Raw genomic sequence first — 14,876 nt, 5'->3', positions numbered from 1 at the left:
AAATATTCTGACCAGGCGTCCAAAATAAACTGGTAATAACGGCCATGGCAGATCAAGCTGCCACAATAAAAAAATGAAAGAGATCTAATTCCAGCAGGTTAGAAGTTCTTTCATATAAAATTATATAAAAGGAGTAAAACATATGGCACAGCTTATCGCTGACAGACGGGATGTTGATTTTGTCCTGCATGAACAGATCGGGATGGTGGACCATGAATCATTTGATGAATTCAACAAAAAGACAATAGACCTGATCGTTTCCGAGGCAAGGAACCTGGCCATAAAAGAAATTCTTCCCACTTTTAAGGACGGGGATGAGATCGGATGTAAACTTGAAAACGGAAAGGTAACGGTGCCCGAATCCTTTAAACGGGCCTGGAACCTCTATTGTGAAGGCGAATGGCTTGCCATGTGTGACGACCCCGAGGTCGGGGGGCAGGGAATGCCGAAACTTGTCGGGTGTGCTGCCCTGGAATACATGGTGGGTGCCAACTCAGCATTCATGCTCTATTACGGCATGACCCACGGTGCGGCAAAGCTGGTGGAAGCCTTTGGCACTGAAGACCAGAAAAAGCGGTACATGAAAAAAATGTTTGCCGGTGTCTGGGGCGGCACAATGCTTTTGACCGAATCCGAGGCAGGATCAGACGTCGGGGCCTTGACCACCACGGCAACGAAAAAAGCGGACGGCACCTATTCCATCCAGGGATCAAAAATTTTTATCTCAGCCGGCGACCATGATCTGTGCGAGAATATTATTCATCCGGTTTTGGCCAGGATTGACGGCGCACCTGCCGGCACCAGGGGGATCTCACTGTTCCTGGTTCCCAAATACCATGTCAATGACGACGGCAATCTGGGGGATTTCAACAATATCGTGTGTACGGGCCTGGAACATAAAATGGGCATTCACGGCAATGCCACAGCCTCTCTTTCTCTGGGAGAAAAAGGCGAATGTATAGGCACCCTCCTGGGAGAAGAGAACAAAGGCATGGCGGCCATGTTCCGGATGATGAATGAAGCGCGTGCCTTTGTCGGCATGCAGGGGTTTGCCGTGGCGTCTGCCGCGTATATGTATGCCCTTGATTATTCCCGGAACAGGGTTCAGGGAAAATATCTGCTTGCTGGCAAAGACCCGGCTGCAAAAAATGTAACCATTATTCGGCATCCCGATGTGAAACGCCAGCTGTTGAACATGAAGGTTTACACGGAAGGGATGCGGTCGTTGATCTATTATTATGGCAAATGTTCCGACATTGTCCGCATCACGGATGATGAACGGCTCAGGGCAGATACCAGTGCATTGATTGAAGTGTTGACCCCCGTTGTAAAAGGGTATGTCACGGACAAGGCCCTGGAAGTATGCTCCCATGGCGTCCAGGTCTATGGCGGCTATGGTTATATCAGTGAATACCCGGTTGAACAGCTGATGAGGGATTCAAGGATTTTTATGATTTACGAAGGCACCAACGGCATCCAGGCTATGGATCTTATCGGCAGAAAACTTGGCATGAACAAAGGCAAAAGTTTTAAATACTTTATTGACCAGATGAGAAAGACCATTGAAGAGGCAAAAGCAATTGAGGGTATTGAAGCACTGGTTGAAAAAGTTGACCATGCCGTATCCAGGCTTGAAGCACTTGCTCAAAAAATCGGACAGAGAGCCAGGTCCGAGAAAGTTCTGAATGCCTATGCCTTTGCTCATCCCTTCCTTGAGGTGACAGGGGATGTAACCTTTGCATGGATGCATTTGTGGCGGGCATCTGTTGCCGCACCCAGGCTTGTTGAAAAAGTTGGCAGTCTTGAAAAGAAAGCGGTTGCCGCAAAAGCTGAGAAAAATAAGGATGCAGCCTTTTATGCAGGCCAGATTGAATCGGCCAGGTTTTTTATTCATACCCTTCTGCCGGCAGCTTATGGGAAAATGGATGCCATTCTGGAAGGTGACTCTTGTGTGGAAGATATCCTTGATGTCTCTTTTGGGTCAAAATAACTGCTACGGACAGACCTGGTCTTTTATCCGGGTTTGCCCGCAATAAATAGCGTTGTTGGGTCTCACCGGGTGGTTCGGATTTGGATGTTCATTTTTTTGATATTAAGGTTTGATAATCAGCCGGTGTATCCACGTCAACCAGAATGGCCTTGTCAGGAACCGATACTTTTAATATGACGTCTTTAAATTCTTCAAACAAGACCCTTGCCCCGGTGTCTGCGGATAATGATGCCAGGCGATAAAACAGCGGCCTGGCAATAATGACCGGGTTGCCCCGTTTGCCGTTGCAATAGGGGATGACAATCGGGGCGGTGCCGGTTTCAAAGGCATCAGCCAGTCTGTTGATAATGGCGGCAGTTACAAGGGGCTGGTCAGCCAGAAGGAACATGGCGGCATCACAGTCAGACGAGACCGCTTCGACTCCCTTGATAAGGGATGTACTCTGCCCATTGGCATAGGCCGTATTCCGGGTGACTCTGGTCCCTTCAAAATCAATGCTCCGGCTTATTTTGCCAGCATTGTGACCCAGTACAACAATGATTTCATGCAGCCGGGAGTCCCGGGCATTTTGGATCACCCGGCCCAGGAGAGTGGTTTCTCCAAATGGGAGCAGCTGCTTGGTTTTTCCCATGCGGGAGGCAGATCCTGCAGCCAGGATGATCCCGGAAATTTTTTTGTCCGGGCCACTCATAAAATAAGTTGCTTTGCCTTTTTTTTGGGTGCCCGTTTTTTAATCAGTTCTCCCACAATGCTGACGGCAATTTCTTCAGGGGTTTCCGCGTTGATCTCAAGGCCAATGGGGGAATAAACCGTTTCAAGTTGCTCTTTGGAAAACCCCTCCTCCATCAGTGCTTTGTATATGGTGTTTTTCTTCTTTTTACTGCCGATCATGCCGATATAGCCTGCAGCAGTGGAAAGAGCCTGCTGCAGGACAACCTTGTCATGGAGGTGGCCCCGCGTGATAATCAGGATATATGAAGTCGGAGAAATTTCCAGTTGTTCAAATGCCTGGTTCAGATCCGTGACAAGGATATTATCCGCTTCAGGGAATCGTTGTTCATTGGCAAACTCGGGCCTGTCATCAATTACGGTGATGCTGAACCCCACCATTTTTGCCAATTGCGCCACAAACAACGAGACGTGACCTGCCCCGAAAATAAAGACCTGGGGCTTGAGGGCAATTTTTTCCACAAAAAAAGCCTCCCCTTTGTCTCCGGAAGAGATCAGTTCATAGGGGATATTTTTGTCAAAGGCCAATTGCTTTGGATTCAATCCGGAAATGCTCCCAAGGGTTTGGCCGTCCGTTTCCAAAAACAGCCTTGCTTCGGTATCAATTGCAGGTATGCCGTCTTTAATCCGGGTCACCAGTATGCCAGGTCGATTTTTTATAATGTGTTCCTGTATGGCTTTATATAAGGATACCATGCCAGTGTTTTCCGGGAAAAGCGGTTCCAGGTAAAGGTCAACATCTCCTCCGCAGATCATGCCGCCGGCTGCCAGATCCTCACCGCTCAGGCGAAACTGGTAGACGAATGATTCTTTTTCCTTTAACAGGGTCTTGGCCTTTTGCTGTACCTTGTATTCCAGAAGTCCGCCGCCAACCGTTCCGATAAGGTCGCCGTCTTCCGTAATGATGCACATGGACCCCACATCCCTGGGAGTTGATCCAGAACGCCGAATGGTTCTGGCAAGGATAATTTTTTTCCCGGATGAAAGCAGGTCATAGGCTTTTAGATATAAGTTTTTTCCCATTATTTTTTTTCCTTTTTTTTATTTGATGGGGGCAAGCAGTCTTTTACAGGGTTATTGTCTTTTAGTGCGGCTGTAATAATTCTGTCAAGCTGGGTCTTATCCTGCAAAAGCATCCCGATTTTCCGGCCTGCATCTATTCGGTCCGGGGTATCGGCTTTATTGAGGAAGACAATCATTACCTGAGGGCATCCCAAAGCCCCGGCTTTGTTTATCTCAATGGCAATGGATGTTGCAATGGCCTGTTCATCAATGGCGGCTCCCATGCAAAGTCCTGTGTTATTGGAAAATAAGTTTGCCCTGTGAACATGGTTTTCGTCCAGGGGGAGGCCTACCGCATCAAGCCCTGTGACAAGAACCAGGTGGGTTGTGGCAGTTGGGATCACGGGTTCATGTGTGTCTGTGGCTTTCATGGGTTTTCGTTTGGCACCGTCCGCTTCAACAATAATCCAGTCAAAAAGGTTGGTCTGCCGCAATTGATCAATGATGTCCGGATCAAATCCGTTCAATTTTCCAGAGCCAGGATCATGACTGCTTCCTGCTGAGAAATGAGAGTGGCGGTTAAGCCCGGATTTTGATTTTTTAATCAGTTCTTCAATGGAACCGGCTATGATGGTTTTCGGTGACGTGTCCGGGCCGGGCATGAAAATTTTGGTGGTGGTTGTTGTCAGAACGGTTTTGCCGGAATCCGCAAGTTCTCTTGCCAGCCGGAACATCAGGGTGGTTTTCCCGCCTGCGCCGATAATGCTGATAAGCCCCTGATGTTTTAGCCCTAATGTTTCAATTAATGAAGTTGTCATCATAAATAAAATTAATTGTTACTCCCATATAAATGGTAATTTATTGAACCCAAATACATTTTAATGTATGTACCTTGCTATATTTAATTTGGGGATGATTATTTCATAATTTTTTAATAATTCAAGTGCTAAAGAAAAAAAGAGATACTGATTGGAAGATAATATGATCAAGAAAAATCTGCATGTGTTTGACAGGGATCTGGAAATGGTGGATACGGGGCCCAAGGTTTTTGCTCTAACCTTGTCGGATAAATGGAATATTGCCGGCAGTACGTTAAATGGGGGATATCTTATGGCCGTGATTGCAAGGGCCATGGAACATTGTTCCACTCAAAAGGCCACTCCCGTCATTACGGCAAACTATATTTCAAAATGCGTTCCAGGAAAGGCATTGGCTCATGTTGAGGTTATTTTTGAATCCGGTAATTTTACAAGACTCATGGTCAGGCTGGTACAGCAGGGGAAGGAAAAAATTCGTGCCATGGGGACATTTTCTTCGGATGTTAACGAAGATGTCTTGTGCGAATATGAAACCGGTCCGCCGGTCATAGCCTCTTTTGAAGAATGTTTCCAGGTTCCGGTGACGCCGGACAATGCATTGTTTGACAATGTTGACCTGAGGCTGGACCCGTCCTGTGCGGGATGGCTTACAGGAGAGCGTTCCGGGCGATCTGAATTCAAGGGGTGGGTCCGCTTTAAAGAGAAGCGTAAAATTGATATCCCGGCAATTTTATTGTTTGCCGATACCTATCCGCCTCCGGTTTTTGCAAAATTTGGTCCTTCGACATGGGTTCCTACCATTGAGTTATCCGTTAATATCAGGAAAGTTCCCGATACCCAGATATTGAAAGGCATATTTAAAAGCCGTTTTGTCAGTGGCGGTCTTGTGGAGGAAGACGGGGAATTGTGGAATACCCATGGTGAACTTGTAGCTGTTTCCAGGCAGATTTCAAAATACAGGAAAATAAAAGAGTAATGCTTAAAATATAAAAAAAGCAGTCGCCATATTATGAGTTGTCAATAAAAAAAGTTATGTATGATTAATGTTTTTTCTGTTGGAAATTTCTCTTTTGAAACGGTTAATTTCCTTGACTTGTTTCTTCCTTAAACGTATCTTTTAAGAACAGCCCGACACAGTGTGGGTGTTCTTAAGCGCAGACAAAAACTATTTTTATTTATCGAAAAAAGCAAATACCGAAGATAAAATAAAATCCTGATACGGGATTTGATTTGTCTTTAATATTGAGAAACTAAAATCAAAGGTGACAACATGACGGAAATTATTTTTGAGTTTCTAAACAAAATCGGATTCACTCATCCTCTTCATCCTGCATTAACTCATATTCCCATGGGAATGGTAATGGGAGCGGTCATTTTCCGGCTGGCCTCTTTTCTGCCCAAATTGAGATTTCTGGCAAAAACGGGGTATCATTGTGTTGTGTTAGGGCTTTTAGGGGTGTTTCCAACCGCTTTTACAGGTTACCTGGACTGGCAGCATACCTATATGGGGCAGTGGGAATTTTTGATTGTTTTGAAAATGATTCTTGCAGTTATTCTGACTGTTGTCCTTGCGATTATTGTCATTACAGATGATCCTGAAAACCCTAAGTTTGATAAAAAGACGCTTTTTTATATTGTTATCGTTTTTTTGGCCGTCGGTCTTGGATTTTCAGGCGGTGAACTTCAATATGGATAATAAGGAGTAATACTCATGACGAAAAATTATTTTATTATTTCAATTGCGGCAACTGTATTTTTTTTAAGTTTGTTGCCGTTGTACGCAATGGACTACCAGCATACCCTTGAAGTAAAAGATATGCAATTTTCATGGACCATTGAAGGAGAACAGATCCATGTCCAAATGTCAGCAAAGACAACCGGCTGGGTAGCGGTTGGATTTGATCCGGAAAAGGCCATGCAGGGAGCCAATATTATTATTGGCGCGGTCAAGGAGGGTAAGTTCAAAGTTGAAGATCATTATGGCAACAGGAAAAGAGGGCACAAAAGTGATGAGGAAATGGGAGGGAAAAATGATGTACTGAATCCTGCAGGCTCAGAAGCAGACGGGATCACAACCATTTCATTTTCATTGCCCCTGGATACGGGTGACGCCTATGATAAACCCATTAAACAGGAAGGAACAACAAAAGTGATGCTGGCTTATGGTGCGGGAAAAGATTCTTTCAGAAACCGCCATCCCTTTCGTACCATTTATGAAATTAATTTTTCAACTGGTGAAAACAAGAAGATTAAATGATACCCGTAAGATCCAGCCCCATATTTTTTGCCTTTTTTCTGGCCGTCTGGCTGACCTTTTTGCCGGTGGCTCAGGCAGAAACCAATCACGAGCAAATGCATCCTGATCACGGGACGGCAACACCCCGTCAGGATGTAATGGTCGGCGAGGGAGAACCTGATCAAAGCATTCATGATCACACCCAAATGGTCATGGAAACCGAAAAACAGGAACCCGCACTCACCCAGCAGATTAAGGTTGAAGAACAATTGGGGAAATATGCGGCCCTGGACACCCGTTTTAAAGATGATAATGGCAATCCGATCAAGCTTGAAACTATTTTTGACAAGCCGGTTGTATTGCTTCCAGTTTATTTTATGTGCCCCTCTGTCTGTGATTTTTTGCAGGCAGACCTGGCAAATGCCCTGAACTTTGTGGATCAGATACCGGGCAAGGAATTTAATGTGGTTACCCTGGGTTTTGCCGATGATGAAGATCATACACATGCAAATATCGCCAAAACAAATTACAGCAACCTGATAAAACGGGATTTTCCCCTGGAAAACTGGTTTTATCTGACCGGGGATAATGAGAATATCCATAAACTGACCGATTCCCTGGGATATTATTTTATCAAGACAAAACCCCATTTTTATGTCCATCCCTCCGTGCTTGTGGTTCTTGCTAAGGACGGGAAAATTATCCGGTATCTGTACGGACCCAATTTTTTGCCTTTTGATCTTGGGATGGCAATCAGCGAAGCCGACAGGGGAGAACCCGGTATTTCAATCAAAAGAGGTGTGTTGTCATTTTGTTTTGATTATGACCCCCAGAAGAAGACCTATGTTTTTAAGATGTTTCGGATTGTTGGAACAGCTATCCTGATACTTGTGCTTGGATTTATTATATTTTTGCTGTATCCGTCAAAAAGAGACAAGAGTAAAAAAGATAAAACAGTATTTAAAAATGAAAATTCGTAAGAGTTTGTGAGGAGTTTATGGAAGGTGCAACATCTTTTTTTGAAACCCCTTCACCGGCAAGGTATAAGGGTGTGTGGTCCTGGCTGATCACAACTGATCACAAGCGCATTGGATTGATGTATATGTTTTCAATCCTTTTCTGGTTTTTGCTGGCCGTCCTTTTGGGGGGGCTTCTTCGTCTGGAACTCATGTTTCCCGGTGAAACGGTTATAGGCTCTGAAATATACAATTCAATGTTTACCCTTCACGGGGTTATCATGATTTTTCTGTTCATCATTCCTGGTATACCTGCTATTTTTGGAAATTTTTTTTTGCCCATGCAGATCGGAACTGATGACGTTTTTTTTCCAAAACTGAATCTTTTGTCCTGGTATCTGTATATGAGCGGCGGGGCCATTGCCATCATATCTCTTTTTTCAGACGGATTTGCCGACACTGGATGGACCTTTTATGTGCCGTTCTCCATTTCAACCAACACCAATGTTTCCACGGCGGTTTTTGCCGCATTTGTCCTGGGGATGGCCTCCATGCTAACGGGCTTGAATTTTATCACCACAGTACACAAGATGAAAAGAAAAGATATGGGCTGGATGCAGATCCCTTTGTTCACCTGGACCTTGTATGCCACATCCTGGGTTCAGCTGCTGGCAACGCCCGTGGTTTCCATCACACTGTTGCTGGTAATCATTGAACGTTATGTCGGAGTAGGGCTTTTTGATCCGTACAGGGGAGGGGACCCGATTTTATACCAGCACCTGTTCTGGATGTATTCCCATCCGGCTGTTTATATCATGATCCTGCCTGGTATGGGGGTTATCTCGGAAATTATTCCCGTGTTTTCACGCAAATCCATATTCGGATACAAAGCCATTGTGGCTTCCTCCATGGCCATTGCCATTGCAGGCTCCCTTGTCTGGGCTCATCATATGTATACCAGCGGGATGAGCGATACGGCTATTTTCGTATTTTCTCTGCTGACTTTTGTGGTGGCAATCCCTTCGGCCATCAAGGTGTTTTCATGGGTGTCCACCCTGTATAAAGGTTCGATACAGATGGCACCGCCCCTGTTTTTAGCCTTATGCTTTATTTATCTGTTTTCAGTGGGCGGGTTGACCGGCCTTGTCCTGGGAGCCGCCGGAACAGATATTCATGTCCATGATACCCATTTTGTGGTGGCCCATTTCCATTTCACCATGTTCGGCGGAACCGGGTTTGCATTTTTCGCAGCACTGCATTATTGGTGGCCCAAAATGTTCGGGCGCATGTATGATTTTAAACGGGCCTATATCGGTGCCATCCTTGTTACGGGCGGGTTTGTGCTTCACTATGTGCCCATGTTCATTCTGGGGCTGCAGGGAATGCCCAGGCGCTATTTTGATTATCTGCCGCAATATGCAACCGGTAATTTTTTTGCAGGATTTGGTGCTTTTTTCATGATTATCGGGATCTTTTTAATGATGACCAACCTGATGCTTTCCTTTAGAAAACAACGGGATGCGGTTTCTGATCCATGGGGAGGCACAACTCTTGAGTGGCAGACACCCTCTCCGCCGCCGCTTCATAACTTTATAACAGAACCCGAGGTGTTGGCTTACCCCTATGATTTTACAGGGGTTGTGGAACGATATGCCTCCCAAAAAAAATGAAAAGAATGAAAAAAATGAAATGAAAAATAAAGGAGCATAAATGTCCTCTTCTCTTGATGAATCCGGTAAAAAGCTGGGCATGTGGCTTTTCCTTTATACGGAGATCATCCTTTTTGGCGGCCTTTTTGTTCTGTATGCCGTATATTTTGCAAGGTACACCAGTGATTTTGTGGATGGCGGCAAAGAATTGAACCGCCTTTTCGGCGTTGTAAATACCGTCATTTTGCTGGTTTCAAGTTTTGCCGTGGCAGCATCCATTACGGCGATTCAAAAAAAAGAAAAAAAATGGGTCATGGCCGGGATTTTGACGGCCCTTTTGTGCGGCCTTGTATTTCTGGTCAACAAGTATTTTGAATGGAGTCACAAAATAGAATATGGAATTTTTCCCAATTCGGAAAAATTGGTGGATGGTCCTCCCGGTCAGAATATGTTTTTCGGGCTTTATTATGTGATAACAGGGCTGCACGGTGTTCATATTGTTATCGGCATGACACTTTTGTTGATCAGTCTTGTGATGGTTATAAGAAAAAAAATTACTCATGACCGGTTTGCCATGCTTGAAAATTCAGGGCTTTACTGGCATCTGGTGGATTTGATCTGGATTTTTATTTTTCCTTTATTTTATTTGGTGATTTAGGAAGCGATTATGACGTTTTATATGAAAGAACTTATAATCTGTTGGAATCAATCTCTTTCATCTCTTGTTGTGGCAGATCAATCTGACATGGCCGTTATTTGGAAGATTATACAGGAGACAGTCCATGGAAAATAAACCGTTACAGCATTTTTTTGAATATAAAACGCTTTTTAATGTTCTTCTGGTATTATTGATGTTTACCGGTATCACTGTGGCCGTGTCTTTTATGGATCTGGGAAAGCTCAATGTCTGGATCACCCTTTTGATTGCATCCGTCAAAGCGTCCTTTGTGCTGCTTTTTTTCATGCACATGAAATTTGAAGGCAGGGTACTTTTACTTTCTTTTCTCGGAACTATTTTTTTTCTCGGCATCATGATCAGTTTTACATTCTGGGATGTTGCATTCAGATGAGGTGGAGATGAATGATATTGTAAATCCGGTTGCTTTGGTGGACCGGTCTTTTTATTTTATTATCGGTTTTTCGTTTGTTTTTTTGTTTGCCATCACCCTTGTGATGATCTGGTTTGTGATCCGGTATCGGCGCAGCAAACATCCAAGCCCGTCGGATATTCGTGGAAATCTGCTCTTGGAAACGGTCTGGATTGTCCTGCCTACCATTATCGCACTGTCCATGTTTGTGTCCGGGTGGAGATCCTATACCGGCTTGAGAAATGTTCCCGAAGGCGCCCTTGAAATAGAAGTGATCGGCCAGTCATTTTCATGGCTGTTTTATTATCCCAACGACAAAGAGACGGAAAGCGAAATCGTGGTGCCGGTGAACACGCCCGTGAAATTAAACATTACCTCGGCTGATGTGATCCACAGCATTTTTATTCCCGCCTTCAGGGTCAAGGTGGATGCGGTGAAAGGTCTTCATACCTATGCCTGGTTTTTGCCGGAAAAGACAGGGGAATACTTTTTCCAGTGTACCGAGTTTTGCGGCACGGGCCATTCCGACATGACAGGGGTGGTCCGGGTGGTTTCTCAAGAAGAATATGAAAAATGGGTCAACCAGGAAGATGAGTGGTAACAAAACCGACCTGGTTGTGCAGGCAGGGGGTTCAGGTTCCTTTCATGCGATAACGCATTACCTGGAATTGTTTAAACTGCATCTGTGTCTCTATATCGGTCTTTCCGCCGTGTTCGGCCATGTTATGGCCTGTCAAAGTTTTTCCTTTGAGTCGCTTTTGGTAGGCATTTTAGTGCTGGTACTGGCCTGTGGATCTGCTGTTTTGAACAATATCCAGGACAGGGTATATGATGGATTTTTTTTCAGAACACGCCGCAGAAGCTTGCCCCAAAAAAAAGTACCCGTCTTACATGCAGCATTTATTGCCATAGTGATGATCGGGTTCGGGCTTTTGGGACTTTTGCTGTTTACAGGACTTTTTTGTTTTTTCTGGGGGGGCATGGCCGTGATCGCTTACAATGGTCTGTATACCCCTTTAAAAAAACAATCTTTGCTGGCCATTGTTCCCGGAACCCTGTGCGGCATGCTTCCGCTGCTGATCGGATGGGCTGCCGCAGGAAAGCCTTTGTCTGATCCCCATATCCTGATGATCATGGTGGTTATGGGACTATGGCAGATACCTCATTTTTTCATCATTCTGTTAAAAACCAAACCGTCCCCATCCGGAATGGCCGGTTACAACCGGTTCCCCTGTTTTACAAAAATCTTTTCTCCAAACGAAATAAAGCTGCAAATCCTGATCTGGACAAGCCTCTACAGCCTTGCAATCCTGCTGTTTTTGCTGAACGGCTCCATAAAAAATCCTTTGTTATCAAATCTTTCCGGGTTGAATGCCGTTATGATTCCTTTGCTTGTTTCAATAATGGTAATTAAATCCGGCAAATGGAATCTGCCGTTTGCCTTTGCCTCCATTAATCTGTCTGTGCTTTTTTTTCTGGGTGCTGGAATTTGTGATAATTGTCTGCTGTGACAAGTGCAGCGTAATAAGAAAAACTTTTGATAATTTTATTTGAATATTTCTTTACATCTATCATAAATATTAGTACTGAATTACGGTCAAAGTTTTCAATCGGTTTGAGTAGGATACCATCCATTTTTACATGATATCCAGATCTGTACATTTACTTGTTCTCGCAGAGCAAGGGAATAAGACACTAATTATTGATGCAGACCCACAGTAAAATTCTGTAACCCTCCTAGTATAAGGTTGATGTAAAAACCAAAGGATAGCATTTATGAAGATAGATAAGATTGAAATTAAAAATTTCAGGTTGTTGAAAAAGTTCTCACTGGATTTAGAGAAAGAAATTTCATTAATCATTGGTAAAAATAACACAGGCAAAACATCAATTCTTACTGCGTTAGATAAATTCATAAACGCTTCGGATAATAAAAAAATTACCATCAATGATTTCAATGTCGAGCTAAAAAAGCAATTAGCAGAATTGATACAAGGGAGCAAAGAACTCGCAAGCGAAAAAGACTATGTCCCGATAGGTATTAGTCTTAAGATTTTCATAAAATATGATGACTTAGATGATTTGTCGCAAGTTAGCTCTTTGATAATGAGCTTAGACCCTAAAGATGATAATATCATCTTATCTTTTGAGTATAATATTAGCTACTCAAAATTAATTGATATGAAGTCTGCCTATCAGAAGGATAAAGAAAAATATAGTAATGATCCCATTGCATTCCTCAGTGAGAACCAAACAAAATATTTTGATCCTATCAAAAAGAGAAGCCTATCTTTTGAAAATGAGGAAATTTTCACAGATTTAGTGAAGGACGGCATTAATTTAAAAGACGTGATATCATTTAGATTTATTAGTGCAAAACGTAATGTTACGAATAAGGATAATGACAAAACACTTTCTGCACAAACATCACGTATATATCGAAAAACATCAAAAAACGATGATCAGGAAAACGCTGTTGATGACTTCAAGAAAAAATTACGTGATACTGACAAAGATCTGAGCAGTATATATGGCAGTATGTTTGCTTCTTTACTTGCTAAAGTTGCCAAATTCGGCGGCATTAAAGAAAATGAGACCGATATAAAAATAGCATCTACTCTTCAACACCGAGAATTGTTAGAAGGGAATACTACAGTCCTTTATTCACATGAAAATTATGATCTACCTGAACATTATAATGGTTTAGGATATATGAACTTGATAAGCATGATTTTTGATATTGAGGTTTTGCTTAGTGACTTCAGACGATCCCCCCAGGAAAAACCGGCTGCAATAAACTTACTATTTATTGAAGAACCAGAAGCCCACACGCATCCTCAAATGCAATATATTTTTATTAAAAACATCAAATCGTTATTAAAAGAAAGTCGCATGCGAGATGATGGTGTTGAAATTCAATTACAAACAGCTATCAGTACTCACTCTTCGCACATTGTTGCGGAATGTGATTTTGATGATGTTAAATTCTTGAAAAAAAGTATTGAGACCAATGAAGTTGAATCCAAAAACTTAAAATCTCTTAAAGACGAGTACAGTTCTAAAAATGATGATGAAGATAAATTATATAAACAGCATTTTAAATTTCTTAAACAGTATCTTACTCTGAATAGAGCAGAACTCTTTTTTGCTGATAAAGTGATCCTCATAGAAGGTGATACTGAAAGAATTTTGATACCTGCAATGATGAAAAAGGTCGATCAGGAAGATAGTGAGAGTGATTATGTTCCATTGTTATCTCAAAATATATCGATTGTGGAGGTTGGCGCTCATTCTCAGACCTTCGAGAGGTTTATATCTTTTATTGGGGTAAAAACTTTAATTATCACTGATATCGACAGTTCGTATGATGAAGTTCAGTATGAAGAGGATGGTGAAACTCCTAAAAAATATGGTAATGGAAACGTAAAGACCGAAGAAATCAAATGCCGACCTGATAATGACAAAGCACAAAAGACAACCAATAATTCTCTTTTATTCTTTCATGGAAAGCCAACTGACGAATTGCAGTTTTTCAAAGACTTAACGATTAACAAAAAAACGCTCAAAAAGTCAGAAGGGTGCTGGCAGTCTGATGAAAATGGTTCTCTTTTATTAGTTTATCAAACGAATGAAAACGGATATCATGGTCGCAGCTTTGAAGATTCCTTCTTCAATTTGAATAAAACTTTGCTCGGTGAGGATGCCTCATTATTCCCATCTTTAACTAAAAAATGGTTTGATAAATACATTGAAGATGATCCTGAAGTGGACGCCTTTATTTTTTCAGAAAAGGCGGTCGGTAGTAAGCCCTCTCTTGCCATTGAAATATTATTAAACAGTTTAACAGAAAATGGAATGGAGTTTTCAAATTGGCAAACACCTGAATATATCAAAGAGGGGCTGGAATGGTTGAGAAAAAATTGAATTTTTCAAAAAATAGTATAGAAGCCCAACAGGTCATTGAATTAATAAAACAAGGTAAAAATTTTCTATTAAGTGGTGGTGCCGGAAGCGGAAAAACCTATACCTTAGTTGAAATACTTAAAGCATTGACGGAATGTGTCAATAGAAATGAGACACCATTTGCAATAAATTAAGCTCTAATCACATCAATTTTTTCCTGTTTTGGTTTATTGATCCAAGCCGCATCCGGTAAAGCCGGTGGTAGGGGTTTTTTCTTTCTGAATCGTTCAGGATTTTTCTTAAAAGCATTTTCAAGAATAATACAACGCCGGTCATAAACGTCTTGTGCTAATCCATAGTGAAGTTGCTCAGGAGTTACCAATCCGATCCCAGAATGATGATGCTCTTTATTGTAATATTCAAAGAAATCCTGGCAAAACACCCTGGCATCTTCAATTGACCCAAATCGGCTGGGGAATTGAGGGCAATATTTCAAAGTCTTGAA

Annotated in this window: 16 protein-coding genes; 12 read left to right on the top strand and 4 right to left on the bottom strand. The window is 42.6% G+C overall.

The features are described 5' to 3' along the window. Window positions 1-142: 142 nt before the first annotated feature. Window positions 143-1,990, top strand: coding sequence for an acyl-CoA dehydrogenase (locus BLT94_RS12535; RefSeq protein ID WP_092234655.1), 1,848 nt, complete (start codon window positions 143-145; stop codon window positions 1,988-1,990). 88 nt (window positions 1,991-2,078) lie between these two features. On the opposite strand, the gene BLT94_RS12530 is transcribed toward BLT94_RS12535, so the two are convergent. Genes BLT94_RS12530 through yqeC form a run of 3 tightly spaced genes read right to left on the bottom strand, consistent with a single transcriptional unit; the run spans window position 2,079 to window position 4,542 of the window. Next, window positions 2,079-2,681, bottom strand: a complete 603-nt coding sequence (locus BLT94_RS12530; protein ID WP_092234652.1) for a nucleotidyltransferase family protein — start codon at window positions 2,679-2,681, stop codon at window positions 2,079-2,081. Then, on the bottom strand, window positions 2,678-3,742 hold the full coding sequence (locus BLT94_RS12525; RefSeq protein ID WP_014957027.1) for an XdhC family aldehyde oxidoreductase maturation factor: 1,065 nt from the start codon (window positions 3,740-3,742) through the stop codon (window positions 2,678-2,680). Before BLT94_RS12525 ends, BLT94_RS12530 begins: the two co-directional genes overlap by 4 nt. Continuing rightward, on the bottom strand, window positions 3,742-4,542 hold the full coding sequence (gene yqeC / locus BLT94_RS12520) for a selenium cofactor biosynthesis protein YqeC (RefSeq protein ID WP_092234649.1): 801 nt from the start codon (window positions 4,540-4,542) through the stop codon (window positions 3,742-3,744). Before yqeC ends, BLT94_RS12525 begins: the two co-directional genes overlap by 1 nt. Window positions 4,543-4,702: 160 nt before the next feature. On the opposite strand from yqeC, the gene BLT94_RS12515 reads away from it, so the two are divergent. From BLT94_RS12515 to BLT94_RS12465, 11 genes are all read left to right on the top strand, one after another. Next, window positions 4,703-5,515, top strand: a complete 813-nt coding sequence (locus BLT94_RS12515; RefSeq protein ID WP_092234646.1) for a thioesterase family protein — start codon at window positions 4,703-4,705, stop codon at window positions 5,513-5,515. A gap of 294 nt (window positions 5,516-5,809) precedes the next feature. After that, entirely contained in the window at window positions 5,810-6,235 is a 426-nt protein-coding gene (locus BLT94_RS12510) for a DUF2231 domain-containing protein (RefSeq protein WP_014957030.1), read from the top strand. Between the two features lie 15 nt (window positions 6,236-6,250). After that, complete coding sequence (locus BLT94_RS12505) at window positions 6,251-6,796, top strand: DOMON domain-containing protein (protein WP_014957031.1); 546 nt, start codon at window positions 6,251-6,253, stop codon at window positions 6,794-6,796. Then, the gene (locus BLT94_RS12500; protein WP_014957032.1) at window positions 6,793-7,755 is read left to right on the top strand and encodes an SCO family protein; all 963 of its coding nucleotides are present in this window, start codon (window positions 6,793-6,795) and stop codon (window positions 7,753-7,755) included. The genes BLT94_RS12505 and BLT94_RS12500 overlap by 4 nt, the downstream gene beginning before the upstream one ends. Window positions 7,756-7,772: 17 nt before the next feature. Beyond that, complete coding sequence (locus BLT94_RS12495; RefSeq protein ID WP_092234643.1) at window positions 7,773-9,401, top strand: cytochrome c oxidase subunit I; 1,629 nt, start codon at window positions 7,773-7,775, stop codon at window positions 9,399-9,401. A 40-nt stretch (window positions 9,402-9,441) separates the two neighbouring features. Further along, window positions 9,442-10,038 (top strand): cytochrome c oxidase subunit 3 family protein, encoded by a 597-nt coding sequence (locus BLT94_RS12490; protein ID WP_092234640.1) that lies wholly within the window; start codon window positions 9,442-9,444, stop codon window positions 10,036-10,038. A gap of 124 nt (window positions 10,039-10,162) precedes the next feature. Beyond that, on the top strand, window positions 10,163-10,450 hold the full coding sequence (locus tag BLT94_RS12485) for a cytochrome C oxidase subunit IV family protein (protein ID WP_014957035.1): 288 nt from the start codon (window positions 10,163-10,165) through the stop codon (window positions 10,448-10,450). A 7-nt stretch (window positions 10,451-10,457) separates the two neighbouring features. Further along, window positions 10,458-11,069 (top strand): cytochrome c oxidase subunit II, encoded by a 612-nt coding sequence (gene coxB / locus BLT94_RS12480; protein ID WP_092234637.1) that lies wholly within the window; start codon window positions 10,458-10,460, stop codon window positions 11,067-11,069. Continuing rightward, on the top strand, window positions 11,059-11,979 hold the full coding sequence (locus BLT94_RS12475; protein WP_175530347.1) for a UbiA family prenyltransferase: 921 nt from the start codon (window positions 11,059-11,061) through the stop codon (window positions 11,977-11,979). Before coxB ends, BLT94_RS12475 begins: the two co-directional genes overlap by 11 nt. A 265-nt stretch (window positions 11,980-12,244) precedes the next feature. After that, window positions 12,245-14,392, top strand: a complete 2,148-nt coding sequence (locus tag BLT94_RS12470) for an ATP-dependent nuclease (protein ID WP_092234631.1) — start codon at window positions 12,245-12,247, stop codon at window positions 14,390-14,392. Beyond that, entirely contained in the window at window positions 14,374-14,565 is a 192-nt protein-coding gene (locus BLT94_RS12465) for an AAA family ATPase (protein ID WP_092234628.1), read from the top strand. Before BLT94_RS12470 ends, BLT94_RS12465 begins: the two co-directional genes overlap by 19 nt. On the opposite strand, the gene BLT94_RS12460 is transcribed toward BLT94_RS12465, so the two are convergent. Continuing rightward, window positions 14,562-14,876, bottom strand: a 315-nt coding sequence (locus tag BLT94_RS12460) for an integrase core domain-containing protein (protein ID WP_139169026.1), incomplete at its 5' end; no start/stop codon positions are given. The two genes, BLT94_RS12465 and BLT94_RS12460, sit on opposite strands and share 4 nt — an antisense overlap.

Origin of the sequence: Desulfobacula phenolica (assembly GCF_900105645.1) — a bacterium.
In the GTDB taxonomy this organism is placed as follows: domain Bacteria; phylum Desulfobacterota; class Desulfobacteria; order Desulfobacterales; family Desulfobacteraceae; genus Desulfobacula; species Desulfobacula toluolica.
Note: the sequence above shows the minus strand (reverse complement) of the source record. Positions and strands in the feature narration are given on the sequence as shown.

What these genes read in the sequence shown, in the direction of transcription:
- BLT94_RS12490 (WP_092234640.1), top strand. Translation starts at nt 9,442, where the DNA reads ATGTCCTCTTCTCTTGATGAATCCGGTAAAAAGCTGGGCATGTGGCTT.
- BLT94_RS12475 (WP_175530347.1), top strand. Translation starts at nt 11,059, where the DNA reads ATGAGTGGTAACAAAACCGACCTGGTTGTGCAGGCAGGGGGTTCAGGT.
- BLT94_RS12505 (WP_014957031.1), top strand. Translation starts at nt 6,251, where the DNA reads ATGACGAAAAATTATTTTATTATTTCAATTGCGGCAACTGTATTTTTT.
- BLT94_RS12465 (WP_092234628.1), top strand. Translation starts at nt 14,374, where the DNA reads ATGGTTGAGAAAAAATTGAATTTTTCAAAAAATAGTATAGAAGCCCAA.
- BLT94_RS12535 (WP_092234655.1), top strand. Translation starts at nt 143, where the DNA reads ATGGCACAGCTTATCGCTGACAGACGGGATGTTGATTTTGTCCTGCAT.
- yqeC (WP_092234649.1), bottom strand. Translation starts at nt 4,542, where the DNA reads ATGATGACAACTTCATTAATTGAAACATTAGGGCTAAAACATCAGGGG.
- BLT94_RS12530 (WP_092234652.1), bottom strand. Translation starts at nt 2,681, where the DNA reads ATGAGTGGCCCGGACAAAAAAATTTCCGGGATCATCCTGGCTGCAGGA.
- BLT94_RS12515 (WP_092234646.1), top strand. Translation starts at nt 4,703, where the DNA reads ATGATCAAGAAAAATCTGCATGTGTTTGACAGGGATCTGGAAATGGTG.
- BLT94_RS12485 (WP_014957035.1), top strand. Translation starts at nt 10,163, where the DNA reads ATGGAAAATAAACCGTTACAGCATTTTTTTGAATATAAAACGCTTTTT.
- BLT94_RS12495 (WP_092234643.1), top strand. Translation starts at nt 7,773, where the DNA reads ATGGAAGGTGCAACATCTTTTTTTGAAACCCCTTCACCGGCAAGGTAT.
- BLT94_RS12500 (WP_014957032.1), top strand. Translation starts at nt 6,793, where the DNA reads ATGATACCCGTAAGATCCAGCCCCATATTTTTTGCCTTTTTTCTGGCC.
- BLT94_RS12525 (WP_014957027.1), bottom strand. Translation starts at nt 3,742, where the DNA reads ATGGGAAAAAACTTATATCTAAAAGCCTATGACCTGCTTTCATCCGGG.
- BLT94_RS12470 (WP_092234631.1), top strand. Translation starts at nt 12,245, where the DNA reads ATGAAGATAGATAAGATTGAAATTAAAAATTTCAGGTTGTTGAAAAAG.
- BLT94_RS12510 (WP_014957030.1), top strand. Translation starts at nt 5,810, where the DNA reads ATGACGGAAATTATTTTTGAGTTTCTAAACAAAATCGGATTCACTCAT.
- coxB (WP_092234637.1), top strand. Translation starts at nt 10,458, where the DNA reads ATGAATGATATTGTAAATCCGGTTGCTTTGGTGGACCGGTCTTTTTAT.